Annotated in this window: 20 protein-coding genes; 6 read left to right on the top strand and 14 right to left on the bottom strand. The window is 59.5% G+C overall.

Going from position 1 to position 25,057, the window contains the following annotated elements; all coding sequences use genetic code 11:
* Position 1 precedes the first annotated feature (1 nt).
* The 4 genes from H567_RS24765 to H567_RS28570 are packed head-to-tail and all read right to left on the bottom strand — an operon-like array spanning position 2 to position 2,491.
* Complete coding sequence (locus H567_RS24765) at positions 2–907, bottom strand: hypothetical protein (protein ID WP_153306175.1); 906 nt, start codon at positions 905–907, stop codon at positions 2–4.
* 7 nt (positions 908–914) lie between these two features.
* The gene (locus H567_RS0112730) at positions 915–1,820 is read right to left on the bottom strand and encodes a hypothetical protein (protein WP_153306174.1); all 906 of its coding nucleotides are present in this window, start codon (positions 1,818–1,820) and stop codon (positions 915–917) included.
* Positions 1,821–1,823: 3 nt separating this feature from the next.
* Positions 1,824–2,072: a hypothetical protein gene (locus H567_RS29185; RefSeq protein ID WP_035254340.1), complete on the bottom strand. Its 249-nt coding sequence runs from the start codon at positions 2,070–2,072 to the stop codon at positions 1,824–1,826.
* Positions 2,073–2,107: 35 nt separating this feature from the next.
* The gene (locus H567_RS28570; RefSeq protein ID WP_153306173.1) at positions 2,108–2,491 is read right to left on the bottom strand and encodes a hypothetical protein; all 384 of its coding nucleotides are present in this window, start codon (positions 2,489–2,491) and stop codon (positions 2,108–2,110) included.
* 56 nt (positions 2,492–2,547) lie between these two features.
* On the opposite strand from H567_RS28570, the gene mce reads away from it, so the two are divergent.
* The gene (mce, locus tag H567_RS0112715; protein WP_028321690.1) at positions 2,548–2,952 is read left to right on the top strand and encodes a methylmalonyl-CoA epimerase; all 405 of its coding nucleotides are present in this window, start codon (positions 2,548–2,550) and stop codon (positions 2,950–2,952) included.
* 51 nt (positions 2,953–3,003) lie between these two features.
* Here mce and infA read toward each other — a convergent pair whose 3' ends face one another.
* Entirely contained in the window at positions 3,004–3,219 is a 216-nt protein-coding gene (gene infA / locus H567_RS0112710) for a translation initiation factor IF-1 (protein WP_028321689.1), read from the bottom strand.
* 176 nt (positions 3,220–3,395) lie between these two features.
* On the opposite strand from infA, the gene mobA reads away from it, so the two are divergent.
* Entirely contained in the window at positions 3,396–4,040 is a 645-nt protein-coding gene (gene mobA, locus H567_RS0112705) for a molybdenum cofactor guanylyltransferase (RefSeq protein WP_051184801.1), read from the top strand.
* Between the two features lie 142 nt (positions 4,041–4,182).
* Here mobA and H567_RS0112700 read toward each other — a convergent pair whose 3' ends face one another.
* The 3 genes from H567_RS0112700 to H567_RS0112690 form a co-directional block, all read right to left on the bottom strand.
* Positions 4,183–5,916, bottom strand: a complete 1,734-nt coding sequence (locus H567_RS0112700) for a YcaO-like family protein (protein ID WP_084517254.1) — start codon at positions 5,914–5,916, stop codon at positions 4,183–4,185.
* A 183-nt stretch (positions 5,917–6,099) separates the two neighbouring features.
* Complete coding sequence (locus H567_RS0112695) at positions 6,100–7,410, bottom strand: histone deacetylase family protein (RefSeq protein WP_028321686.1); 1,311 nt, start codon at positions 7,408–7,410, stop codon at positions 6,100–6,102.
* A gap of 1 nt (position 7,411) precedes the next feature.
* Entirely contained in the window at positions 7,412–9,082 is a 1,671-nt protein-coding gene (locus tag H567_RS0112690) for a hydantoinase/oxoprolinase family protein (RefSeq protein ID WP_028321685.1), read from the bottom strand.
* Between the two features lie 611 nt (positions 9,083–9,693).
* On the opposite strand from H567_RS0112690, the gene lepA reads away from it, so the two are divergent.
* A complete protein-coding gene (gene lepA / locus H567_RS0112680) occupies positions 9,694–11,490 on the top strand; it encodes a translation elongation factor 4 (RefSeq protein WP_028321684.1) in 1,797 nt (598 codons plus the stop codon).
* 10 nt (positions 11,491–11,500) lie between these two features.
* Entirely contained in the window at positions 11,501–12,616 is a 1,116-nt protein-coding gene (gene hemW, locus H567_RS0112675; RefSeq protein WP_028321683.1) for a radical SAM family heme chaperone HemW, read from the top strand.
* A 112-nt stretch (positions 12,617–12,728) separates the two neighbouring features.
* Here the strand turns inward: hemW and H567_RS0112670 are convergent, their stop codons facing one another.
* Positions 12,729–12,965 carry a hypothetical protein gene (locus H567_RS0112670; protein ID WP_035254338.1) on the bottom strand — a complete coding sequence of 79 codons (237 nt, stop codon included), beginning with the start codon at positions 12,963–12,965 and terminating at the stop codon, positions 12,729–12,731.
* Positions 12,966–13,357: 392 nt separating this feature from the next.
* Between H567_RS0112670 and H567_RS24755 the strand changes: the two genes are divergently transcribed.
* Positions 13,358–14,110 carry a protein-L-isoaspartate(D-aspartate) O-methyltransferase gene (locus tag H567_RS24755; protein WP_084517263.1) on the top strand — a complete coding sequence of 251 codons (753 nt, stop codon included), beginning with the start codon at positions 13,358–13,360 and terminating at the stop codon, positions 14,108–14,110.
* Here the strand turns inward: H567_RS24755 and H567_RS24750 are convergent.
* Positions 14,096–15,139 (bottom strand): 3'-5' exoribonuclease YhaM family protein, encoded by a 1,044-nt coding sequence (locus H567_RS24750; RefSeq protein WP_051184800.1) that lies wholly within the window; start codon positions 15,137–15,139, stop codon positions 14,096–14,098. The two genes, H567_RS24755 and H567_RS24750, sit on opposite strands and share 15 nt — an antisense overlap.
* Positions 15,140–15,176: 37 nt before the next feature.
* Positions 15,177–16,472, bottom strand: a complete 1,296-nt coding sequence (locus tag H567_RS0112650; protein ID WP_028321681.1) for a class II fructose-bisphosphate aldolase — start codon at positions 16,470–16,472, stop codon at positions 15,177–15,179.
* A gap of 1,018 nt (positions 16,473–17,490) precedes the next feature.
* On the opposite strand from H567_RS0112650, the gene H567_RS0112640 reads away from it, so the two are divergent.
* Positions 17,491–18,000 (top strand): DUF1285 domain-containing protein, encoded by a 510-nt coding sequence (locus H567_RS0112640; protein WP_028321679.1) that lies wholly within the window; start codon positions 17,491–17,493, stop codon positions 17,998–18,000.
* 133 nt (positions 18,001–18,133) lie between these two features.
* Here the strand turns inward: H567_RS0112640 and H567_RS0112635 are convergent, their stop codons facing one another.
* The 3 genes from H567_RS0112635 to H567_RS0112620 all read right to left on the bottom strand — a co-directional run bounded on the left by H567_RS0112635 (position 18,134) and on the right by H567_RS0112620 (position 24,719).
* Complete coding sequence (locus H567_RS0112635; protein WP_028321678.1) at positions 18,134–20,044, bottom strand: SurA N-terminal domain-containing protein; 1,911 nt, start codon at positions 20,042–20,044, stop codon at positions 18,134–18,136.
* Between the two features lie 390 nt (positions 20,045–20,434).
* Positions 20,435–21,916 (bottom strand): multiheme c-type cytochrome, encoded by a 1,482-nt coding sequence (locus H567_RS0112625; RefSeq protein ID WP_028321676.1) that lies wholly within the window; start codon positions 21,914–21,916, stop codon positions 20,435–20,437.
* 145 nt (positions 21,917–22,061) lie between these two features.
* Entirely contained in the window at positions 22,062–24,719 is a 2,658-nt protein-coding gene (locus tag H567_RS0112620) for a M16 family metallopeptidase (RefSeq protein WP_153306170.1), read from the bottom strand.
* Positions 24,720–25,057 lie beyond the last annotated feature (338 nt).

The raw sequence follows: 25,057 nt of genomic DNA, 5'->3' as shown, positions 1-25,057 counted from the left end.
CTCATTCGAATTCTTCCGACTCTTCAGCAGGATAAAAACTCGACAGGTTTTCAAGGCGAATCGCGTCCGGATCCCCGGTCAGGAGCATCTCCTCCGCCTGCCGCCGAAAAATACGGGCGGAACGCTCCATGTCCAGGAGTTTTTCCAGCACACCCTCCGATCGCAGCAGGGCCTTCACCGTCTGGAAAAGACCCTCGTCGCCATAGAGAAACGCGCCTTCGTGCAGGATCTTGCAGGCCACCATCCGCTTGAAGTCGTCAAAATGCATCTGCTCCCGGACCCTGCTGAGATCCTTGACAACGTAGTCTATTTCTTCGCGCAGGTGGGGCGTCATCAGGAGCCGGGATTTCTCCTCGAAGATCGCCGCATCGATCCGGCGGCAAACCTCGGCCGGACAGCCGTCTTCCACGATCACGACCAGGTCCATGTCCGATCCCTGCACCAGCCTTCCGGTGCTGCGCTCGGGGCGGGGAACATCGTGGGCCATGTTGTAAACGATGTCACCGGCGATGATGAAACAATACCGCCAGCCTGACTGATACTCCGACTCCAGCCACATCCCCAGACCGGAAACGATGCGATACACCAGATCGACCTTGGCGCGGCTCACCTCCTCGATATGCCGGCGCACCTGCTCCGCACGCTCTTCCACCGCCTCCGGCGCGGACCGAAGCCCGATCACCGAGTAGGTCAGGAATTCCCGCCAGATCGACGGGGAAAGACGCACCAGCCTTTCCAAGCGCCGGTCGAGCCTCAGGTAATGCGTCCCCACGCTCCGCACCAGCAGGCGGCCGGACCTTTTGCAGGTCTGCCAGAGAACGATGCCGTCCACCTCGAGGGCATCATACAGATCGGTGCCCGTAAGCGGACCCCTCTCTTCGATCAGACGAATGATTCGCTCTTCCATGATCCCATCATCCCGGGAGCGCGTCTCGCCGATCGACACCGAAACCACTGGACAGCATATCTTCGAAGGCTGCGTCGAGCGCTTTTTTGATCGCCAGGGCCTTTTCAAGACCCATGCGTTTTCCACCCCCCGAGAGGCGGACAAAATCGAGGAAATGACGGTCGAGCGGCAGGCGATGCGTAAAAGGACCAGTTTCATCCGCCGGATCCAAAGCCGTGCGGACTCGATCCGCGGCAAAACGGGTGAAGCCCTCGAATCGGGCAGAGAAGTCCGTCCGCTTCAGGGGGGCCGTCCCGGCATGATCCATCGCCCGCTTGAGAAAGTAGCCATGGGCCTTCGGCTGAAGTGCGGTGCGGAAAAACGGCAGCCGCTCGCACAGTTCCCTCGAAGACGCGATCTCCTCCGTCACTCCGCGGGCAACCGCCTCCAGGACCTCGGCGCCCCAGTCAAGTAGGGTGAAGAGAGGGTTCGTTCTGCGGCTCGAATACGCGAAGCTGTCGAGGTCCCTGGTCAATCTCAGCCAGAAACGCTGCGAGCCGGGCGACAGCCGTTCGAATTCAACGGCTTGGGGGCATTTTTCACGGCGGCACTTATCCCCGTAATCGACGCGGTAGCGCATATCCACGCCGTTGTTCGTTGCCGGGTGGAGCAGGCATCCAACCAGCCGGCATTCCCGGTCCAAGTACCCAAGGGCCCAGCAGCTGAAGCCCGTAATCGGGGAGGCATCTTTGCCGAGGCGGTCGAAGGAGCGCGTGTTCTCCCGCAGCATGCGCTGGATCATAGTTCGATAGTCGATATGCTCATAGCCCGCAGGTCGTATTGGGGGGCAGCAGGCGAAGCAACTCTTCGCCCCGTCCGGATAACACAGGGTGGTCCCGCCGCCGGCGACCGGCGCCAAAGGATCGCTTGTCATCTTTTACCTGACCAGCCCCGGAAAGGGGGCCGGGCGATCGATCTTGTCTCCGACCTTTGTTCCACAGAACTGGCATCGATATTCATACTTGTCGCCCTCCGGCAAGACCAGGAGCAGAAACTGCCTCACAGGAACGGCCCGCCGGCAGTTCGGGCAGTAAAGCTCCGTCGCCTCCAGCTGATCGAAGTGAGCCTGGGGTTGATGGTTTCTTTTTGCCGGGGCTTGAGAAAAGACAAACTGACGTCTATTCATCTTTAAAACCTTTTGAAAAATGTCGACGAATCATGCTAATTTAGTTTCCATTCGGGAATGATTTCCCGGTAGAACCCAGTTTCCAATCCGGAAATGAGGTTTTTTGCCAATATCAAAAAAAACCAAGCGCTTGCGCGGAGGCGACCTGCAGGTCGCCGCACAAGCAAACGGGCAGATTGACGCCCAGATGAGACAAAAAGACCATTTCCGGATGAAAGCATCCTAACAAGTGTCCACCCGGAAATAAAGCTTTGAAAACGGAATAGCTTCCCAGCCGGAAATGACGGTTTTTGTCCAAGATCCAGGAAATCCAGCAGTTGCGCGGAGGCGACCTGCAGGCCGCCGCACAAGCAGGCGCGCAGATTGACCCAGAGATTGGACAAAAAGACCATTTCCAGACGGAATCTAAGAAGCACCATCCCTGAAAGCAAGTCTCCAAGGGCTGACACCTTCAGTTCAACCGGGAGGAAAATCTATGAAAGTCAAACACATCGACCACATTGGCATCGCAGTCAAGGAAATCGCATCAGCCGGCAAGTTTTACACCGATGTGCTCGGGCTGAAAATCAAGGATATCGAGACTGTCGCAGACCAGAAGGTCAAAGTCGCCTTCCTCCCCATCACAGACAGTGAAGTGGAACTGCTCGAATCCACCGAGCCCGACGGCCCCGTGGCCCGGTACATCGATTCCCGCGGTGAGGGAATCCAGCATATCGCCTTTTGTGTCGAAAACATCGAAGAGGCTCTGGAAGAGTTGAAGTCCAAAGGCGTGCGCCTGATCGACCAGACGCCGCGGCGAGGAGCGGGAGGCGCTAAAATCGCCTTTATTCATCCTAAGGAGACCAATGGGGTGTTGATTGAAATATGCGAACGTGACTGAGTTTCCACCGGTCTTAGGGGGCTTTGCCGGGCTTTTCAGAACGGTGCTCCACTAGAAGCGATATGTGACCAGCCCGTGGGTCGTGTCATAAGGGGAGATGCTGATCTGGACGCGATCGCCCGCCATGACCCTGATGCGGTTTTTCTTCATGCGCCCTGAAAGAACACCGCGGATGGTCAACTGGTTTTCGCATTGGATTTCCATAGCCCCTCCGCCCAGGATTCTGGTCACCTGACCCTCCAGCTTGATGAGTTCATCTTTGCTCAAAATCGTCTCCCTGTCATTGTGGTGTTATGAAGCGTTACCCTTCAAAAATACCAGGTTTTCTACATCTGTCAACCGGAGGCCCCCCATTCGGACCCGCCCGGTTCCGCGGAGCAGCCCTGACGAACCGCTCGGACTGAGGCGCACCAGCCGCAGAGATCCTGTAAAAGCAATTCATTATGACCATTGAAGCAAAAACACCCCCGTTACCAACCGCCCCGAAAATCGCCGACGTTGCCGGAGTCATTCTGGCAGGTGGGAAAAGTCTTCGCTATGGAACGAACAAGGCGTTTGTGGAGTTGGAAGGCATTCCCCTGATCGAGCGTGTTTTTAACGTCATGGACACCGTTTTCGAAGAAGTCATTCTGATCACCAATACACCGAACCTCTACGGCTACCTCGACCGCCCCATGTTCGAAGACATCTACAAAGGGAAAGGTCCCATGGGTGGTCTACTTACGGCGCTCAGTGCCCTCTTTCCGAAACCCGGATTCATAGTGGCCTGCGATATGCCCACGCTCAATGCCGAATTGATCCGTCACATGGCTGCGGCCGCAGAGGGGTTCGACATCGTCGTCCCGATGATCGGACATCGTTTCGAAGCCCTTCATGCCCTCTACGGGCCTGCCTGCCTTGCCCCTGTCAAGCAATTGGTTTTTCAAAACACGCTGCAGATCATACGGTTATTCGAACACGTCTCCGTCCGATATGTGAAGGAAGATGAATTGCGGCGTTTCGATCCGCAGCTGGCCTCATTTTTCAACATCAACAGCCCGTTGGAGGTAGAACGCCTCATGAGAACAAAAGGGCGGCAAACCCTGTGAGGCGTTTTCAACCCGACACACCGGTCCATCCGAGCGGACACGCCTTCCAGATCTGAAGATGCCTGTCTTTCAGAAAGCGCCGGACTCCGTCAAAAAAGCGCTTCCGGCCCGACGCAGGAGGACTCCGGGTCTCGGGAGGTTGTCAACTGTCGGCCCTATGAAGATAGTGTGCGAACTGCCTCAGACAAAGAGGTGAGAACCGATCATACACCGTCATCATCTCGAGCCCCGGCACCAGCGCCCGATAAACCGGGATCCCGAGGTCCTCACGGGTCAGATCCACGTAGATGGGAGCGAGCCTGTTCGCTTCGAGCAGACCTTCGACCCTCCCCAAATCGGCTTCCGCGTCTCCCGAGGCGTAACAGGGGATATCCCGCATCCGCCGGACCGGCAGGGTGGGAGGCGGCGGCACGGCACCGAACCAGTAAGGATAAGGGTATGGGATTTCCGTCAAGGCTGAGAGGAGGGCGCGACGGCCGTCGAGGTGAGCGGCACTCCCTTTCAGGATGACGCCCCCCGGCCCCACGATGAAGGCCTGGTAGCAGGGAATGCCAAACTCCGAAGTCATATCCCGGAACTGGATAACGATGCCTTTCAGCGCCAGGCTGTCGAGAATTTCGGCGCCTTCGGCGCCTTCCATGTCCATCAGAAAGCAGCGCTCCTCCGTGAACGGCACCACCTTTTCGGCATCGCGCTCGATGACTTCGAGCAGCGCACTCAGCTTGGCCGCCGCGGGCGACCGCCCGGCCCCGAAACCCGTGGATGAAAGTCCGCTGGTCAGGTCCGGCTCGTCCAGATTGGCGAATAGAAAAGCCAGCTGCGCCGGCAGATAGACAGCCTCGCTCCGGCCGCCGATTACCCTCTCGCCATCCACCCAATAGAGGGGATCGCCTGCGTAAGGGACCTCCAGGGTCAACGCCGCAGGATCGAGTACGGGAACGCCGCCAGCCTCGAGCTCCTCATAAGTACCCTTCAACAGGGCATGTTCGCACCTGTACCCGGGGCATCTCCCATCCTCGACAGCGGCAAAGGCGGAAAAGCGCTCTACAATCTCCATCAAACAGGAGATCCGGGCCTGATGGATGTTGAACCCCCGGCCGTAACTGATCTGGTTCACCTCCAGTTCGAACCGGTTCCGCCCGGCCGCCACCCCGATGGTGGTCCGCCAGGGCCGCTCCACCGCGTATGGGCTCACAGTGGCCTCGGTCCTCGACTCCCACCCCTGGAGCACCCCCAGGCCCTCCAGGGCACGGGTCAAGGCCCTGCACGTCTCCTTCAGAGCCCCCCCGCCCTTCGGCGCCTCGTCGACCCTGCAGCAGGCCTGCCGTTCGTCCAGACGAACCACGGATCCCCTCCAGAGAGCCAGCGCAGGGAGATCGAAAGGAATCTCGTGCTCCGCGCAATCCGGATCAGGCAGCGGTTCATGCCGCATCATGTTCCGGGCGAAACAGCGCAGCCAGTAAAGGTGGCCCTGGGCGAAGCCCAGCTGCGACCACTCCAGATCGATCAGGGGCGAAGCCGCCCGCAAGACCGCCCGGTCGATTCCGCCGAGCAGGGGCGGCAGCTCTCCAAGCCGGTCCTTCGCGACCAGCCGCTCCGCGGCAAGGACCAGGCGCACGGGATCACCGGGCGAATCGCTGCCGCTCAAGAGGGAGCGCGCCTCATCCTCTTCCATCCTGCCGACAACCCCGAGCAGATGCCTGTGCATGAAAGAATCATAGGGGTGATCGCGAAGATAGGCCAACCCGTCCGGCAGGGTCCATTCGTTCTCCGGCACGCAAGCAAACCAGCCGACGCCCTGCCCGGCTCCGATCCGGTCGAGCCGGTACCTGACCCTTTCTCTCTGCGAAGACATCCCTCTCACATGGCTTTGCATGCAGAAACCGCTCTTGTCCGGCTGCTTCGTCCGCGTCAGCCCTCAGACCTGCGCAACAGGCCGGACCGATGGGCAACCCCGCGAACCTTCGTGGGGCATCGACCCTGTCATGCGCCATCGATGCCCGGAAGAGTGCCCGGCCTCAGCCGAAAACGCCGGCCATCGGCCGATTCCCGCAGCCAATCAGATTTTTTCATAAACCCGCCGCACACGGTCCTGCAGATACACTTGATTGAACGAACCGCCGGAAGCGGCCTCTTCGAACCACTTTCTCCCCGTCGCCTGGCACAGATCGCAGGCGTCCCGCGGGATGTGGACGCCGAGGATGTGGCGGCCGGTGGTGGCGCTCGAATCGATCGACAAAGCCCCCGCGCAATGGGAGCACGCGCGGATTCTCTCGCGCTGCTTTTCGTAGATCATGTCGGTGTCGTAGAAAATGTTGCGGTTCCGTTCGACGATCTCCCCCTCGGTGAAAGCGGTCTTGTTCAATCCGCCCTCGAGAAAAAGGGTCTTGATCTCGTCGACCACACGATGGATGTGCATGGTGATATCCGGAGGCTGAGGCCGATAGTCCCGATCGTAATTCGGCTCTTTGACGCAGGAGGTGTCCAGGCCCGCCATCGCCATGATGATCCCCAGATTCACATACGGCAGAGCATCCTCGACGGCATATCCCCCTTCGAGCACGGCCAGATCGGGCCTCAGACGGGCATTCAGCTGGGCGTAGCCCCGCGCCGAAAAATTCATGTTGGTGATGGGGTCGTTGAAATGATTGTCCTGGCCGGCGGAATTGATCACCAGCTCGGGCTCGAACCGCTCCAGGAGCGGCATCACCAGCTCCTCGAGCGTATAAAGGAAACCTTCCTCACCGGTCTTCGGGGGGAGCGGGATGTTGACGGTGGCCCCCTGTGCATTGGGCCCGCCGGCCTCGTGGGGGAAACCCGAACCGGGATAAAGGGTCCTCCCGTCCTGATGGATCGAGATGAACAAGGTGTCCGGGTCGTGCCAGTAGATATCCTGGGTGCCGTCGCCGTGGTGGCAATCCGTGTCGACGATGGCCACCTTGCGGATTCCATAACGGTCCCGCAGATATTCGATCATGATCGCTTCGATGTTGATATTGCAAAACCCCCGGTTGCCGTGAACAACCCGCATGGCATGATGCCCGGGCGGCCTCACCAGAGCGAAGGCGCTTTCCACCTCTCCTCTGAGCACGGCATCCGCCGCCACCAGACACCCGCCGGCGGATATGAGGTGGCTCTCGGTGGTCACGGCCTCCTCGTCGGGGACGCAGAAATGCACCCGCTGAATGTCTGCCGTCGTGGCCGGCCTGACCCGGTACTCGATGATGCCGTCCACATCCAGCAGCCCTTCCTCCATAACCTGATCCTGGGTATAGAGCAGGCGCTCTTCTCTTTCAGGATGCGTCGGGCTGATGGCCCAGTCAAAGGCCGGAAAAAAGACCAGCCCGATCTTGCGTGAAGCTTTCAGCATATCATCCGCCTCGCTTCCATTGGGGGATCAATCCCGGGACGATGCACAGCTTCAGCCGGATGATCTGGCCGGTGCGGGAGAAACCCCTGATCATGTTGAAGACCTGTTTTTCAGCGATGGTCACGGGCGCCGCCCCGGCGGCGGCCCCGATCTGCTCCGCCCTCGCGGCCAGGACGTCCGTGGCCCTGTCGATGGCCTGATCGACGTTGAAACGATAAGGGATGCTTTCCATGATCTGCGCCTCAGGAATGACGAGCGTACCCCGCTGCGTGTCGGCGTGCAGATTGATCTCGGAGGTGACTCGTGCAACCGCGGCCCCGATGGCGTTCGCGACGCCGGAGTGAGGAGGCAGACGGTAAGGCAGTTGCAGAGCGGCGCTCACGTAATCGGCCAATTGTGCCGCCGGCCCGCCGATGATGACGATCGATTCGGGTTCGATCCGGCTCTCCTGCAGCACTTCATAGATCGTATAAACGGGCCGTTCGTTGATCGCGAAGATGAAGGCCCGGGCGGCCTCCGCGATGGTCTTGGCCATCCGCTCGAGCACCTGCTCGGCCGCCGTCAGGGGATCCAACCCCCCCAATCGTGCCCCGAGGGACTCCATGGCCGCACGGGCGCGTTCGCGACTCCCCACGTCCAAAAGCCCCAGGGTGACCATCGCATCGGTCGGCGTCGGCGCCGGCCCGCCCAAAGCCATCGGCGGCCCCTGTCTGACAGGGCCGACCTTCAATGCCCCGTTCTTCTGGAGCTGGACCTCGCTGTCGCCGCCTACACCTATGGACCGGGTGTAGAGAGACCGGATCAGCGTACGAAACAACCCGATCTGAATTCCCACCGGGGCCAGAAGCGGAATGCCGTTCAATACTACGGCCATGTCCGTCGTCGTCCCCCCGATGTCCAATACGAGAGAGACGCCGCAGCATCCGTCGACGGCCAGGGCCCCCATGACGCTGGCGGCCGGACCGGATTGCGCCGTCCTGGCAGGAAAACCGAGGCTCTGCTCCAGGGCGACGGTGCCCCCATCCGGCTTCAGGAGATAACGGGGTGCTTTGAACCCCTTTTCCTCCAGAATCTCTGTGAGGCATCCGGCAAAACGCCTGTGCATCCCGGTCAGGGCGGCATTGAGATAGGTGGTGGTGATCCGGCGGGGGAAATTCAGCACACCCGAAACCGAGTGCCCCAGCGCGACATCTGCAAAGCGGCCGCCGACCCACTGGGCCATCTGGAGTTCGTGCGCCGGATTGCGCACGGAAAACTTACTGACGATCCCGATGTTGCGGACGCCCTCACGGCTGATCTCGTCCGCCGTGGATTCGACCTCTTCCTTTCTCAAAGGCAGGGTTTCGAACCCCTGATGATCCAGGGCGCCTTGCACAACGTGGTAAGAAGGACCGATGGAAAACCACTCCGGATTCATTCCCGGACCGGCCGAGACAATCATACCCGTAGGCTCGAGAAGATCCTGGATAATCGCGTTGGTGGCCATCGTGGTCGAAAAGACCATCCGTTCGATCCCGGCGGGTTCCACCCCATCGAGCGTCTTGTCGAGGGACTCCCTGAGGGTTTGCAGCAAATCGTCGCTCGTCGGCGTTTTGGTCTCCAGCAGAACGCCGGATTCATCGATCAGGACGGCATCGGTCTGGGTGCCGCCAACGTCCAATCCTAGAATCATGCTATCCCTACCCAATCGTTCGAATTATCGTCTGGTCGCGTTATCTGGCCCCAAGCGCGCTCCGACAGCCGAACTTGCGTCAAGAGCCGTTTCGCCCTCCCCAAAAGGATATGACCCGCCAACCGAAAAGCACGCTAACGATAGCTGAAATGCTCAGAAAATCAAAGCATATTCCTACTTCTTCCAGATCGTGTGAGGATGCCCTTCCACCTCAAGCGCTTCTTGCATCCACCGCTGATTCAATGTATATTTTGTTTATATTTACAACGATTTTGAGCCCGGTGGATCTCAGGTTCACTCTGGTCGATTTCGAGTCTTTTTACTACCATCCCTGGCTGAGGGGCACCTATCGAAATAAAACAGCGGCTCAGATACGGGTAGAGCGTCCCTGTTCTTCCCTCGCTGCGGCCTGATCAGACGAAAATGCGTCCAGAAAACCCCTGCGCGATTCACCGGCGCATCCGGCAGGCTGTTTCATAAACCATTCCGCAGCTCGGAGCCGAACACGGAAAGCAGGCCATCTTCAGCGGAGCGACCGGTAAGCGCCCGGCAGGCTCCCCGGCCTCTTCGGCGTCCAAGCTGTCCATCATCGGGCAAAAGGGCAAAGCAGAATGCACCAGACACGCAACTTCAGCATCATTGCGCACATCGACCACGGAAAATCGACGCTTGCGGACCGGATGATTCAAATGACGGGCCTGGTCGAGGATCGCAAATTCAGAGATCAAATCCTCGACAACATGGATATCGAAAGGGAGAGGGGAATCACCATCAAGAGCCAGGCAGTCACCCTGCCCTATGTCGACGCGAAGGGAGGGTCCTTCCACCTCAACCTGATCGACACCCCCGGACACGTGGATTTTTCGTATGAGGTCTCGCGCGCGCTGGTCTCATGCGAGGGGGTGCTGCTCCTTGTCGACGCTTCCCAGGGTGTCGAGGCACAGACCCTGGCCAATCTCTATGCCGCGATGGAGCATGATCTGGTGATCATTCCCGTCATCAACAAGATAGACCTTCCCTCGGCCGACATAGAACGCGTCAAGGAACAGATCGAAATGGACCTCGGCCTCGATTCGGATATGGCCCTTCTCTGCTCCGCCAAGGAAGGGGTCGGCATCCAGGAGGTCATGGAAGCCATCACCCGGCTGGTCCCCCCCCCGAAGGGCGACCCTTCGAAGCCCCTGACCGCGCTCGTTTTCGATGCCAACTACGATCCTTTCCGGGGGACGATCGTCAGCTGCCGCATCTTCGATGGCGAGCTGAAGGCGGGCGACGTCATCCGGCTCATGTCCAACGGCAACACCTACAAGGTGGAAGAAGTCGGCCTTTTTCAACTGACCCGTGTCCCCCAGAAGAAGCTCTCTGCGGGGGATGTAGGATATATCTTCGCCGGGATCAAGACGGTCCAGGACACCCGGGTGGGGGACACCATCACGCTCGACACGGCGCCCGCCCCCAGGCCGCTGCCAGGGTTCAAGGTGGTCAAACCGGTCGTCTTTTCATCGGTCTATCCCATGAGTTCCGAGGATTACGAAGACCTGACCGCAGCGCTCGAAAAATACCAGCTCAACGACGCCGCCCTCGTGTATCAGAAGGATTCCTCCGCCGCCCTGGGCCTCGGGTTCCGCTGCGGATTCCTTGGGCTCCTGCACCTCGAGATCTTTCAGGAACGGCTCGAGCGCGAATTCGGCCAATCCGTCATCATGACCGTGCCGAGCGTCCGTTATCGATTCGTCCTCACGAACGGAGAGACCATCGAGGTGGACAATCCGCTCTATTACCCGGAACCGGCCACCATCGAGGAGGCCCTCGAACCTTACATCCGCACGAGCATCCTGATCCCCGAACGCTACATGGGGGCCGTCATGGATTTGTGCCTGGAGCGGCGCGGGGTCAACAGCAAGTTCAATTACCCGAGTCAGGGGCGGATCGAAATCCAGTTCGACATGCCCCTGGCCGAGGTCCTTTACGACTTCTACGACCGGCTGAAAACCGTCACGCAGGGATATGGCTCCTTCGATTACGAATTCCTGGATTATCGGGCCAACGACCTCGTCAAGGTCGATATTCTCGTCAACGGCGAAAAGGTGGATGCGCTTTCCCAGATCGTTCACCGGGACCGGGCCAGGACCCGGGCGCTGCAGGCCTGTGAACGTCTGAAGGAAGAGATCCCGCGCCACCTTTTTAAAATCCCGATCCAGGGGGCCATCGGAGGCACCATCATCGCCCGGTCGACCATCTCTCCGTTCCGCAAGGACGTAACCGCCAAATGCTACGGCGGCGACATCACCCGCAAACGGAAACTCCTCGAAAAGCAGAAGAAGGGCAAAAAGCGGATGAAGACCATCGGATCCGTGTCCATCCCCCAGAGCGCCTTCGTGGCCGTTTTCCGCTCGGAGAGCAAATAGGGGCGTCGGCTTGGAAAAACCCGGGCTTTACGTCCACGTCCCCTTCTGCCGCGAAAAGTGCCCCTATTGCGGGTTCTTTTCGGTGGCGCATCTTTCCCCTCTGGCGCGATGGATGGCGGCCCTGCCCCGGGAGGCCGGCTTCTTCCGCGGAGCATTCGATGCCTTCGACAGTCTCTACATGGGCGGCGGGACCCCGTCGATCCTCGGGATAGAGGAGATCGGGGCCCTTTCAGCCGAGCTCCGCCGGCGTTTCACCATCACCGGAGACGCCGAGATCACGCTGGAAGCCAACCCGCAGGACCTGACGCCCGAAAAGGCGCGCGGTCTGCGCGCCCTCGGCTTCAACCGCCTCATCCTGGGGGTTCAGTCGCTCGATGACGACGTGCTCCGCTTCCTCGGAAGAACGCACAACGCCTCCGAGGCCCGCGCGGCCCTGGACCATGCGCGCGAGGCCGGGTTCCCCGTGGTCGGCGTCGACCTCATGTACGCCCTGGGGGTCCCGGAACTCGACCGGAGATGGGAAAGGACGCTGCGCAGCGTCCTCGAATACGAACCCGAGCACCTTTCCTGTTACACCCTCACCATAGAGCCCCGCACCGAGTTCGAGGCACGCACCCGAAAGGGCACGATCTCCCGGATTCCTGAATCCGGGGCGCGCCGTCTCTTCCTCGAAACGACCGCCTTTCTCCAATCACACGGCTACCACCATTACGAGGTCTCCAATTTCGCCCGGGGGCCGGTGTTCGAGGCCCGCCACAACCGGAAATACTGGCGCCGCACGCCGTATCTCGGACTTGGCCCGGCGGCCCACTCCTCTCTCGGCAACAAGCGGTGGTGGAACCCCCCATCGATCAGACGCTACTGTACGGCAATCGAAGGCGGGAGGAGCCCTGCGGAGGGAGGGGAAACGTTGACGGAGGAACAGATTGCGCTCGAGAAGGCGGCCCTCGGGCTGCGGATGCGCGAGGGCTTCCGCCTCGATCCGGACATGTCCCGCCGGATACCGGCGGACCGTCTCCTGCGCCTCGAGGACGAAGGGCTGATCGAAGTGCGCGGCGCCCGGGTCCGGCCGACCCTCGAAGGGATGCTCGTTGCGGACCATCTGCCGCTCGAGCTCTTCCCCTAGCAGCGGGTTTAAAAACCCGCTTTTCACCGGCTGAGGGAAATCAGCGGAATGCAACCTCCAGGGGCCCCCGGAATGAGAAACAGCCTCAGGACCACTGAGCGGCGGGTACGTTCTACTCGCTGCTTCCTTTCAGGAACCGTCTGATCGGACGCAGCAACGCCTGCACCTTGGCGTATCCCATATCCACGGTGAGGATGATCTTACGCCGGTCCCGCGTCAGAAAACGGGCCGGCGGCATGTCGTCCGGACAGATGACCATGGCGCGCGGCGGGTTCTGGAGCGCCAGGCTCTTCAAGAAGGACGTCTCCTCCCGATAGACCATGGCGGCATCCCACAGGCGCTCCATCATCCAGTCGTACCGCTGAAAGTAGCGCCAGAATCTGGAGACAGAAAACCCTGCGGCCTGATCGCGGCATCGATCTGCACGTTCAGCCGAACGAGCATCTCAGGGTCGCCCTGCCGCAACCACCCCGTTGCGCCGGCAGTGACAGGGCAGCCTCGTGACCCGTGCTGAAACACATCCTTTGACGAGATCCTTCGATCCGGTCACCGCGATCGACGGGCTCCGGCACCGTTCTCCGAGAAGGCAGGAATCGAGTGAAAACCCGGGGGAAGACCCGTCGCTTCGGGAACGGGTGGAATTTCCCTCCAAAAGGGCTTTCGGGATCAGTGGAAATTATGGATGATAGAGGACAGGTGGTCCAACATCACTTCACGGTTCCGTCGGCACAGGAGGTCATCATGCAAAGAACCCGCCCAGCCCGCCTCTTCTGGTCCATGCTTTTGCTCGCCGTCTTTCCTGTGACGGCGGCGGCGGCGGAAGCCCCGGTCGAGACCGAGCGCCTGCGCAACGAGATGGTCGAAACACAGATCATCCGCCGCGGCATCACCGAACCCCGCGTCATCGAGGCGATGAGGAAGGTCCCGCGCCACCTCTTCGTACCTGAATCCCGGCGCAGCGCAGCATACGCCGACCGGCCCCTGCCGATAGGCCTGGGGCAGACGATTTCTCAACCTTTCATCGTCGCTTTTATGGCGGCTGCGCTCGAACTGAAACCGGACGACAAGGTGCTGGAGATCGGCACCGGGTCCGGTTATGCCGCCGCCGTCCTCGCAGAGATCGCCGGCAGCGTCTACACCATCGAAATCCTGGAGCCCCTCGCCGAACAGGCCCGCTCGCTTCTCGCCGAGCTGGGGTATGACCGGGTGCATGTCAAAACCGGAGACGGTTACCTCGGCTGGCCTGAGGAGGCGCCCTTCGATGCCATGGTCGTGAGCTGCGCCCCGGAAATGATCCCCGAGGCCCTTCAAGAGCAGTTGGCCGAGGGGGGGCGGATCATCATCCCGGTGGGCGCGGCCGGCGGCGTGCAGAAGCTGGTGAAAGGGATCAAACATCAGGGGCGGCTCAGCATCATAGAGACGATGGACGTCCGCTTCGTCCCCATGATCCATGCACCGGCGGCCCCATCCGCTGCACCCTCAATGGGCGAATAAGTTTCCCTGCAGATCGGCTTCTTCCTCTTTGCCTGTTTCATCGAGCTTGCCGGCCAGGCCGGCCTCGCCCTTGAGGAAGTAACGCTCGAACATCCGATTGAACTCGGTCCAGGCCCCCTCCTGCCGATCCCGCTCCATAAAGCGGTGCAGGCCGTTCATCTTGGCATCCAGATCATCGACAAGGTGCAGGGCGAACCCTTCGAGAAATTTCGGGCGTTTGGGAGAGCCGAATTCGAACTGCCCGTGGTGGCTCAGAATCAAATGCCTGAGCCGCAGCGCCAGATCCTGCGGGAAGTGCTTCAGCTCGCCGATCTTTTTGTCCAGGATGGCCATCCCCAGAACCACATGCCCGAGCAGCCGCCCCTCGTCGGTGTAATCGATCAGCAGGTCGTAGCTGAGTTCCCGGACCTTGCCGATGTCATGCAGGAATGCACCGGTCAGCAGCAAATCCCTGTTCAGATAAGGGTAATGCTCCGCCACCGCGCGCGCCAAACGGCAGACAGAAAGGGTGTGCTCCAGGAGGCCGCCGAGATAGTTGTGGTGCATGTTCTTGGCGGCGGGCGCTTCCTTGAATGCATCGATCAACGGCTTGTCGGCAAAGACCCGGTCGATGAGACTCGACAGGTGCCGGTCCCTGACCGATCTCAGAACATCCCTTAAACCCGTCATCATTTCGGGCCGCGGATAGGGCGCGGATTCGACGAAAAGCGACCGGTCGAAAGGTTCCTGCGGCACGTTCAGGCGGCTTATCCTGAGCTGGAGGCGCGTCCGGTACGAGGACGCATCCCCCTCCACCTCGATGACATCCCCCTTTTGAAACAGGGCCGACAACGGCTCGGCCTGGTCCCAGACCTTGGCCTCGATCTCGCCGGTCCTGTCCGCCAGGATGAGGCTCAGAAACGGTTCGCCCTTGCGCGTGGTGCCAAGCGATTTTTCCCTCACCAGGTACAGCCCGGTGATCCGCTCGTTTTCGCCCAGATCCTTCAACCATGTGTGCGGTGCAGGAACCCGGCTCAGGTCTGCCTCCATGCGGAGCCGCCTCCTCCTGTTACGTTCAGTCTGTCTTTCAATCGTCAAAATGCCCGGACGGCCCCTTGTCTCCGGAAAGGCGCTTGGCCCCCTCCCGGATCTTCGCCTCGGTCCACTCCGCCGGGTCTTCGATCCGCCGCCCTTTGGGGCCCAGGTCATAGGAGCCGGCATCCAGAATGGCTTCGATGCCAAGCGGCGCCGTGTCCTCCGCATTGAAAACGTTGGTCAGGAGATCGTAAACGAAATCCTCCACCCCTCTTGCCATGCGCTCACGGATCTCGGCCGGCTGGCTCAGGAGCTTGTTTTCAAACGGCAGGTTCAGCTTCTTATAGTCCCCCGCTTTCAGCCCCTTGGATTCGGCATAGGCCACCATCTCCGCCCATTGCGAGTCGAGCATCCCGCGGTCCGGCTCCTTGATGAAGCGTCCCGCTTCGTCCAACTGGGCGTTGCCGTACGGATTGACCTTGACCCCCCAGGTAAGCATCTGCAAGGCCGTCGCGACATTGGCCTTTGTCGTCCTCGTCTCCTGGGCGATCCGCCTCAGACGCTCGGAGCTGTTGCCCGACGTCCCGTGCTGGGCGCCCGAGACCTTGTATTTTGTGAGCGCGGCGTGGATGTCAGCCGTCAGGGGCACCTGGATCCCCGCATCACTCTCCTCGATGCCATGGGTGGTGCCGTTGTTCAGGGCGATCCAGTCGGGGAAAATACCGTGTGCATTGAGGCCCCGGATCAGAAAAAGGGCCTCGTCGACCGTCGACAACCCGGCCTTTCCCTTGATCTCACCGACCTCCGTCTCGTGCCCGGCCCAACCGGGCACATACTGGCTGAGTTCGATGCTCGCCAGGAGGTTCTCGTCGTCGGGCAGATGGGAGGCATCGATGGCAATGGACGTCATGCCCGCATCGAAAAGAGACGGGATTTCGGTACGGGCGGTCTCGATGTCCTTTTCTCCCTTGATTCCGTAATGATCGGCGTGAACAGCCACCGGCACCGTAATCCCCAGCTCATTGCACACCGCATCCACCTGCCGTGCGATGTTCCAATAGTTGACGGCGCAGTAAGCGCCCGTACCGCCTTCGGACTTGGCGATTTCGATGATGATGGCGGCGTTGGCCCGCTGGGCGGCCCGCAGGGCGCCCCGGATCACGAAGTGATTCCGCCCGTTGGCCGCTATCGTCATGGCCTTGCCTTTGGCAAGCATGGCCCGGTCGACGACTTTTCCACTGACAAGCAGCGCCCTCGAGTGCGGAAACAGCTTGACCACATTGGGGGGACGACCGACCGCCAGCGCTTTTTCAAAATTTGACGATCCCTTTCCCTGCGCAGATGTCATGATAGGATCCTCCTGTCATAAGTGGTTTCCATCTGGAAATAGTCTTTTTGGCCAATCTCGGGGTCAATGTGTACGTTTGCTTGTGTGGCAGCCGCCAGGCAGCCTCCGCGCAAACGCTTGATTTCTTTGATATCGGCATACCGGGACCCGCCGCGAAGCGGTGGGACTGAGCACGCGAAGCGTGTAAAGAAACCGGGACCCGCCCCGAACGGGTGGGACCGCGCACGCAAAGCGTGTAAAGAAAACACCCTCATTTCCCGACTGGAAACCGGGTTGCACCGGAACATCATTTTGGAACGACAACGTGGGATTGAAACGGTTTTATCGACCGCCAACCCCCGACCATCCGGCGTTCACCTTCGAACAAGGCCTGAAGAGCATTTCGCTGCCGGGCGCGCTAGGCAAAACCACCCGGTTCGTCTGGAGCGAAACACCTTGTCCTGAAGCGGGATCTGAGGCGAAAGCCCATGTAGAGCATAGGGAATACAGGCAAGAATTGTCAAGCGGACGTTTGTGGAGCCCAGACATGTCCCGTTGCCGACTGGGACACTTTCTGATACAGTTGATTTGATCCGGAACAGGGCTGGCTCTTCACACGCTTCGCGTGCCCGGTCCGACCCCTGGAGGGCGGGCCCCGTTGCGGCCGGCCTCGGGGTCAGCCTTTCAGGCCGCCCACAGGATGAACTCCACGCCGCCTCGGAAAAGGCATTCGAGTTTGCCGGCATCGACCCAAACCATCCTTTCCGGATTGGCAGCCGGGCCGCAGCAGGTATATTTTTCTGCGTGCAGGGAGGACCGGAGGCATTGGTCACGGTCCCCGGCTTCGGTATTCCGAGACTGCTTGACAGCGTGTTGAAAAATCCGTTTTGCGCAGGCTGTTGAAAAAAACGGCCGGATGCAATGCATGCGAAATCCCGTGGCAGTGCGGCCGACCTATAAGTGCGCCCCACTGACACGGGGTGAGCGTAACGTAGCAGGCAGATCTTTTTCAACCGCTTGTTCAAGGAAAAGTTCGAAGATGGGAGGGATCAGCGCCAACATGGAAAAACCAAACAGAGACGACAACCCGCGCGAGGGATTGACGACACCGCCGCCCTGCCTGATTTACGTCGATCGGGAGGGGAAATGGTACCACAAGGGCGCGGAGATCATCCGGATCGACATGATCCGAATGTTCTGCGAAAATATGACGCTGGACGAAAAAGGCCGCTACATCATCACCTGGAATGGAAAGCCGTGCCTTCTGGATGTGGAAGATACGGCCTATGTCGTCCGCTCCGTTACCTGGTCATCTCAGCAAGAAGCAGAATCGGGGAAATTCCTGCTCGATTTGAATGACGGAAGCAAAGAACTCCTCAAACCGGAAACACTGCGTATAAAAGAGGGCAACATCCCCTACTGCCAAATCAAGGACGGCGCCTTTCCGGCGCGCTTCAACAGGCAGGCCTACTACCAGCTCGCCCAACACATCGTCGAAATCGACGGGCATTTTTACCTGCCGGCCGACGGCCGGCGCTATCCTCTGTAAAGAGACGGATTTTCCGATACCCAACATGGGGACCCGTCCCACATCAGCCAGGAAAACCATTCAAGGCCGGAAATTTTCCGAAAAAGGCCGTTTCAACCCTGTCGTACAAAGGCTCCAGCCCGTACCTCGAAACCTATCGGTTTTCCACCGGGGAAACAATCTCTATCTTGGCATGTTTTCTCAAATCGTCCAGCCAACCTTCAAAGGCCTGGCGATGCTTGATCTCGATGACCAAATCGTGTAAATGGCTCTTGTCCTTTTCAAACAACTCCATGTCTACGGGTTCCGTTCCCTCCCAGCGCATCACATACGCACCGCGCTCATTGGTGAAAACCTCTTGAGGATAGGGGTTCTCATGGGTCAAGCGAAATGCGGCATCGTTGAAAGCCTGGTTGTGCCCTAACCCGATGACGCTGCCTCTGCGTGTGAAGGCCGGAGGCGTCTCAACGGCGACATTTTCTTTGCTCACCATGACATCCCATGATTCCCCACCACGCAAGGCCTTGAGGAAAGACTCGGCGCGCTTCTTTGCCTCATCGAGGAGAACCTCCGCCCGGTAGTCCGCTTTCACCTGATCCTCGACTTCGCCGAAATCGGGTAGACGGGGTTCTTGCCGTTCCACCACCTGGAACAGATAATATTTGCCCCCTATTTCGACAATTTCGCTGGTTTCGAACTTTTGCAAAGCGAAAAGCGTACTGAGATCCCGCTTGGGATCTGGGCCAAGTTCAGGCAGACCGGTTTTTGAATCAAAAAAATCGGACTCTTTGGCCGATAAGTCGTTTTCGACTGCGAATTCGGTCAAAGGAGTTTCATAGGGCAATCGGTCCATCAATGAGAGGGCCTGGTCTTTTGCCATCTCGGAAGCGGTTTTCTTGACCAGGATCTCCTCGATCTTCTCTCTCACCTCATCCAGGGGCTGGAGACCCCCCGCCCGGCGCTCCTCTACTTTGACGATCTGGTATCCGGAAGGCGTTCGAACAGGCTCGCTGATCTCCCCGGCCTTTAAACCGAAGATCATGTCTTTGACAACCGCCAAATCCACGGGAACCGTTTCCTTGGAAAAAAAGCCGAGCTCGCCCCCCTTGCTTCGGGTCTCGCTTTCCGAATACGTAGCAGCCAGTTCGGCGAAACCCACCCCGTCCAGCGCTTGCGCATGGACCTTCGCGGCCACATCGGCCACAGCCTTTTCCTGCGCTTCCGATGCACCCTCAGGAACCTTGAAAAGGATATGCCGCGCCCGGACCTCCTCAGGCTTGGTATACAATTTGGCGTTGTTCTCGTAATATTGAACCACGTCGGCCTCGTTGACAGTCACCTGCTCCTTCAAGTCATCGGGATTGAACTCGAGATAACTGACCTTCATTTTTTCCGGTATTTTGTACCTAGGCCGATTTTGTTCGAAATACTCCTTAATCGCTTTTTCATTCAACTCTACATCAGCGTTTTCATTCGGGCTGAAAAGGGCGTATTGGATCTTCACCTTTTCGTTATCAAACCGAAAATGCTCCAGCAGCTCTTTTTCACTCACTTCCGTGAAGGCAAAAATAAACTGTTTGAGCTTCTCCTGAAGCAGATCCTGCCTAAGCGCCGCCTCGAAATCCTCCGGCGCCATCCGATTGTGATTGAGGAGCAGTCGGTAGCGGTTCAAATCAAAGCGGCCATCCACCTGAAAGGCGGGATACGACATGATGGTCTTCTGTGCCTCCTCTTTCGTTACGCTGAAACCAAGGCGTTCCGCTTCCTGAGCCAACAGCTTTTGTTGAATCAGGAATTCCAGCGCGCGGGTTTTGAGTTGCAGCGCCTCGACCATGCCCTCGTTCCAGAAATCCTTATACTGTGAACGCATCCGCTCGACGAAGTCCGCATAGGCCCTTTCGTACTCCAGCCCGCTGATCAATTCACCGTTGACATAAGCAACCTTGACACCTTCTCTTGAGGTAAAGGAGTACCCGAAATAAAAGACAAAGACCAAGGCGATAATGGTTATCAAGAATTTGATCAGCCACGACTTGGCATGCTTCCTCATAAGACTCAGCAGCATCCGGTGAACCCTCCTGGAACCTGAAATATCGCTTCCATCCGGAAATGATCATCCACGACGACCAGATTTCCAATCCGCCGACAAGGCATTCGCCCAGGCCAAGAACATCGAGAACCTGTAGGGAAACGACCTGGCGGCCGCGATAACAAATGTGCCGATCGACGACGCCGGCATTGGCAAAAAAACACGTTTTCCGGATGGATCTGATTCTTTTCCATCCGGAAGTGACTTCACCCCGTTCAAACCGGTTTCTTTTCCGCGTCGGCAAAACGGAAATTCGTTTGATAACACGATCTTTTTTGGATGTCCATGACTATTTGGAGCCTTCGTGACCCTCCGCCGGCGTCCCCGGTCCGGCGATCATGCCCCGGCCCCGCCGGCGTCAGCGCATCAAGGGGCAGCTTCGGGAACAGCCTCCACCCGTTCGAACATATCCCGGAGGTTCTTCGATAGATACCACCTTCCATTCGCGAAGGCCCCGTAGTCCGCTCCCGCCATGGCCGAAGCGAACCGGGTCGAGTTGGCGTAAAACAGCCATTGTTCCACCCACATCTTTTCGATCGACTCGTTGAAGGGGCTGTCACCCTTGTCCAACCCTTTGGCCAGCCCCTTTTTCCAAGCCGACAGGAGAACGTTGGTAGCCGCGAGGGTCATGGCATCCGTCGTCTTCAGGCTTTCTTCCAAGCGATTGAAATGACCGGTGACCCAACCGCTCGAATGGCAGCCGAGGCAGGTCTTCTGCATCTTCGCGAGCCGCAGGCCCTGTTCCTGCTTCGATATCAGGAAGGCCGCCGCCGGCTCTCCCGTGAGCTCCGTCGGCAGCGGCAGCCCGGCGGCATTGCGTATGGTGGTTGTGTCCGCGCTGATGGGATGCGGGTGGGAATAGATGAGGCCGAAGATCCGATGCGGCAGCCGATCGTTCATGCGGTGCGTCCGCTCGGCCAGCACCTCGCCTTCCGGACCGGTCAGCAGGCTGACGTGACAGGTGGCACAGGTGGGCCCTGTCAGGTCTTTGCCGACGGTCCAGGGCACGGCTTCAAAGTCCCAATCCCCCTGTTTCGCCGCATAGATCCCCCCGTGCTTGCTGACCTGATAAACTGCATAGGCGGGCACATCCGGGCCTTTGTGGCACTCCGCGCAGGTGTGGGGTTTCCGGGCCATGGCTATGGAAAACTGATGGCGGGTGTGGCATGCACTGCACGCGCCCTTCGTTCCATCCGGGTTGATCCGGCCGACACCCTGATTGGGCCAGCCCGAAAGAACCGGCACCTCCACGTCCCCGAAATCCGAAGCGACGGTCCGTTTGCCCGCCACGGTCACTTTGGTTCCGTGGCAGAAAAGGCAGGAATCGGCATGAGTCTCTGCGGAAGGTGGGTTCATCTTCATGCCGTCCCCCTCGATCACGGAGACAGCGTTGATGTTGTCCATCAAATCCCGGTACACCGGGTTTTCGACCAGGTTTCCATAAGCATGCGCCATCAGATTCCCGCCATACTGCTCCACCTCCTTCGCGTGGCAGACGGCGCAGTCTCCAGGGGTTACAACGGTATGCACCTTGTAACCGTTGTGATCGAAGGCGTCCGGATGCGCATCCGATCGCATCGTGTGGCACTCCGCGCAACCGACCGAAACACCGGCCAGGGTTTCCGGGATATCTCCGGAGGAAACCCGCCTCTCGATCACCGTTTTGACAACCGCCGAAGCGGGGGTCGTCCCCCCATGCCTGCTTTTATGCCATTCGGCGACAATTCCCGGGTGCAGATGCTTGTGGCACTCGAGACACGCCTGCGTGTCGCCGCTCGGGCCGGCTTCGGCCGCCGCCCCTCCGGCAAGCAGGATGACCATGGCCGCTGCTGTCAGGATCGGGTGCATTTTCACCTCCCTTTTCTCTTGCCGCAGGACCGGTTCCGGAGGGCTGCCGTCCGGAAACACCCGGGCCACATGAATCGTCCGTTTTCTTCTCCCCGCATCATGCTGCAGGGGCTTCGATAAAAGACGCCGGCCCGCCTGCCACCGCTCAGGGTTCGCCGGCCCCCGGTCCAACACTCACCACGACGCAGCCTTCGGGCCTGAAGACGGCTTGGACCGCCCTTTGGATGTCAACGGTTGCAACCGCCCCGATGGCCTCGATGAAGCGGTCCTGGTGATCATAGCCGAGCCCGTAAAGCTCGTCCAGCGACATCTGCATCGCCTGGCTGCCGTTGGTCTCGCGCCCGATCGCTATTTGTCCGAGCAGATATCTTTTGGATGCGGCCAGCTCCTCCTCAGAGACCCCTGCATCCCGCAGCTTAGCCAGTTCGTTGAAGATCATTTCTTTGGCCGTTACGGTCTTGGCCGGATCACAAGCCAGATAAACCGCAAACAGGCCGGTCTCGAGACCCGGCCGCCTGAATGCCGTCACCGAATAAGCAAGGCTCTCCTTATCGCGAAGTTCACGAAAAAGCCTCCCCCCCATCCCGGAAAGAATGCCGTCGACAAGGGCCATGGGCGCGTTGGCAGGATCCTTCATCGAAACCCCCAGGTATCCAACCGCGAGGTGCGTCTGCGACCCGGGCCTTTCGAGGTGCGCCCGGCGAGGTTCCAGAAGCGCCGGTTCGCCCGACACTTCGGGCAGGCCATCCGGCGCGGCGGTGAAGGACGAGAAGAGCGTCTCCAAGAAACTGAACAGATCCTCGGCGTACACGTCCCCGACCACCGCAATGACCAATCCGGACGGGAACGCCATGCGCTTGTACCAATCCAGGAGGTGCTCCCGCCCGATGCCGGCGACGCTCTCAGCGGTCCCCGTCTCCGGTTTCCCATAGGGGTGATGCCGATAGAGGGTCGCCTGCAGCAGATCGAAGAGCTGAGCCGTCGGACGGTCCTCTTTGGCGCGAACCGCCGCCAGCATGTCCTCCCGCACCTTTTCGATCTCCTCCCCCGGAAAGACCGGCTGGAGAAGGCACTCCGAGAACAGCAGCATGGCGGGATAAAGCTCTTTGCTGAGAAACCGGCCGCTCAAGCCGAAACTGTTCCGGCCGGAAAAGCCTTCGAGCTGTCCGGCCCATCCGTCCAGGGTGGACGCGATCTCCTTCATGGTCCGGTTCCTGGTCCCGCGGGTCAACATACGGGCGGTGAACTTGGACAGCCCGGCTTTATCCGGCGGTTCGAGCCGCGACCCGCCCATGAACACACCGGTGGCGGAAAATAGGGGCAGATCGTGATTCTCCTTGACGATCACCCGCATGCCGTTCGGAAAAACCCTCATGGAAACCGGGTTCGAAACCGCTTCGCCTTTTTCGGCGGCCTCCCGGTCCAAAGCGGGCTCGAAGAAGGCCGCGATCTCGTCGGTGCCGACCTCAAAGGGCGCCTCCGAGGGCAGCAGGATCCCTATCGACAGATTTTGCGGACGGAGATACCGGGCGGCGACCCGTTGGACCTCCGCCGGACCGACCGCCCGCAGGTCGGACAGATAGGTCTCCACTCTCCGGTACCCGCCTCCCAGCATCTCGAAAAACCCCAAGGTCCGGGCCTGTCCGGAAACACTTTCCATCGCGAAGAGAAAATCCGCCTCCACCTGGTTGATTGCCCGCTGCAACTCCGGCGGGTCCACCGGTTCCTTCCCGAGCAGCGCGGCCTCCTCCCCGATGATCCCCAGAACCTTGCCGAGATGCTCCGAACTCAACTCGGAACTGATGAAAAAGAGACCGGGATCCTTCAAGGAATAGGCCCCGGCGGAAATGGAGTTCACCAGACGCTCGTCGATGCGCAACTGCGAGTGAAGCCTCGAGGTCTTCCCGTCGCCCAGGATCGCCCCCAGCAGATCCAGCGCGGGGATATCCTGATGCAGAAGGGGAGGGATGTGCCAGGCCATCTCCATGTAGACCTGTCCGACCTTTTCCTGCATCAAGAGCGTCCTGGTTTTCTCTTGAGGCGGCTCTGCAAGCCGCAGGGCTTTCTTTGCTCCCCGTCTCTCAGGGAAGCGGTTCGTCTGCGACCGGATCCTATCGAGGATCGCTTGCCCATCGAAAGCTCCGACCACGACCAGAAGCATGTTTTCGGGCGTGTACCATTTATCCATATATCCCAGGATGCCTGTACGGTCGAAGCTGCGGATGGAGTCCATGGTGCCGATCACCGGGCGCCCGTAAGGATGCTTTTCGTAACAGAGAGCCATCATCTCGCGACCGAGCCGCCTTTCCGGGATGTCTTCCATGCGCCGGTACTCTTCGAGAACCACCTCCTTTTCCCGGGCGATTTCCTCCTCGTCGAAAAGGGAGAACTGCACCGCATCCAGCAGGACGTCTAAGGCCGTGGCGGTTTCGGGAGCCGGTATCTCCGCAAAATAGACCGTCCGGTCCAGGCTGGTATAGGCATTGATGCTGCCGCCTGCAGCCTCGATGGTGCGGGCGATCTCCCCGGCGGGCCGGCTGGGCGTCCCTTTGAAGATCATGTGCTCGATAAAATGAGTGATTCCGGCCTCGGCCTCCGTCTCGTCAGCGCTGCCTGCATCGACCCAGACCTGGACGGAGGAAACCGCAGCGTCCTGAACTTCCTTCAGAAGCACGGTCAAACCGTTTTCGAGCCGGACGCGCTTGACGCCATCGACCACCGAGGCGGCCTGCAAAGCGGCAGAACCCGCCAGCAGGATCACCATGGCCAGAACACACGTACCTAGTCTTTGCAAAGCTCTCAAAATGCCCTTCCTTTCCCTCGCCGACACACCCCCTCCTCGATGTCCGCACTCTTCGAGTATCTCCGGGAGGTTATCGGATAGGATCAAAAATGGTCCTTCAAATCTTATATATTGCGTTTGTTTTCTATTGACACACAATATATAGTTAGTACTATAGAGCCCTCGGCATCGAACCGCATCACGATTGCAGCCGGCTTGAACGCATCGGCACAGATGTGCTGGAAGCGGGTTCAAGCCGGGTCGATTGTATCTGATCCTTACCCCGAACGTAAAGACCCCGGCTGGATCAGTGGACGGTAAAGATGCCTCTCCGGTTCGGGACGGCTATCCATCACAAA

Origin of the sequence: Desulfatiglans anilini DSM 4660, assembly GCF_000422285.1 — a bacterium.
GTDB lineage: Bacteria > Desulfobacterota > DSM-4660 > Desulfatiglandales > Desulfatiglandaceae > Desulfatiglans > Desulfatiglans anilini.
The sequence above is the reverse complement of the archived record's forward strand: the minus strand, read 5'-3'. Positions and strand labels throughout refer to the sequence as shown.

Bases quoted from the DNA above. Each gene is read 5' to 3' on its own strand.
- H567_RS28570 (WP_153306173.1), bottom strand. From the start codon at position 2,491: ATGGTGCTTCTTAGATTCCGTCTGGAAATGGTCTTTTTGTCCAATCTC.
- H567_RS0112700 (WP_084517254.1), bottom strand. From the start codon at position 5,916: ATGCAAAGCCATGTGAGAGGGATGTCTTCGCAGAGAGAAAGGGTCAGG.
- H567_RS0112690 (WP_028321685.1), bottom strand. From the start codon at position 9,082: ATGATTCTAGGATTGGACGTTGGCGGCACCCAGACCGATGCCGTCCTG.
- H567_RS0112730 (WP_153306174.1), bottom strand. From the start codon at position 1,820: ATGACAAGCGATCCTTTGGCGCCGGTCGCCGGCGGCGGGACCACCCTG.
- lepA (WP_028321684.1), top strand. From the start codon at position 9,694: ATGCACCAGACACGCAACTTCAGCATCATTGCGCACATCGACCACGGA.
- H567_RS0112640 (WP_028321679.1), top strand. From the start codon at position 17,491: ATGGGAGGGATCAGCGCCAACATGGAAAAACCAAACAGAGACGACAAC.
- H567_RS24765 (WP_153306175.1), bottom strand. From the start codon at position 907: ATGGAAGAGCGAATCATTCGTCTGATCGAAGAGAGGGGTCCGCTTACG.
- H567_RS0112670 (WP_035254338.1), bottom strand. From the start codon at position 12,965: ATGATGGAGCGCCTGTGGGATGCCGCCATGGTCTATCGGGAGGAGACG.
- H567_RS0112635 (WP_028321678.1), bottom strand. From the start codon at position 20,044: ATGCTGCTGAGTCTTATGAGGAAGCATGCCAAGTCGTGGCTGATCAAA.
- H567_RS0112625 (WP_028321676.1), bottom strand. From the start codon at position 21,916: ATGCACCCGATCCTGACAGCAGCGGCCATGGTCATCCTGCTTGCCGGA.
- mce (WP_028321690.1), top strand. From the start codon at position 2,548: ATGAAAGTCAAACACATCGACCACATTGGCATCGCAGTCAAGGAAATC.
- H567_RS0112695 (WP_028321686.1), bottom strand. From the start codon at position 7,410: ATGCTGAAAGCTTCACGCAAGATCGGGCTGGTCTTTTTTCCGGCCTTT.
- H567_RS24755 (WP_084517263.1), top strand. From the start codon at position 13,358: ATGCAAAGAACCCGCCCAGCCCGCCTCTTCTGGTCCATGCTTTTGCTC.
- H567_RS0112650 (WP_028321681.1), bottom strand. From the start codon at position 16,472: ATGACATCTGCGCAGGGAAAGGGATCGTCAAATTTTGAAAAAGCGCTG.
- mobA (WP_051184801.1), top strand. From the start codon at position 3,396: ATGACCATTGAAGCAAAAACACCCCCGTTACCAACCGCCCCGAAAATC.
- H567_RS29185 (WP_035254340.1), bottom strand. From the start codon at position 2,072: ATGAATAGACGTCAGTTTGTCTTTTCTCAAGCCCCGGCAAAAAGAAAC.
- H567_RS24750 (WP_051184800.1), bottom strand. From the start codon at position 15,139: ATGGAGGCAGACCTGAGCCGGGTTCCTGCACCGCACACATGGTTGAAG.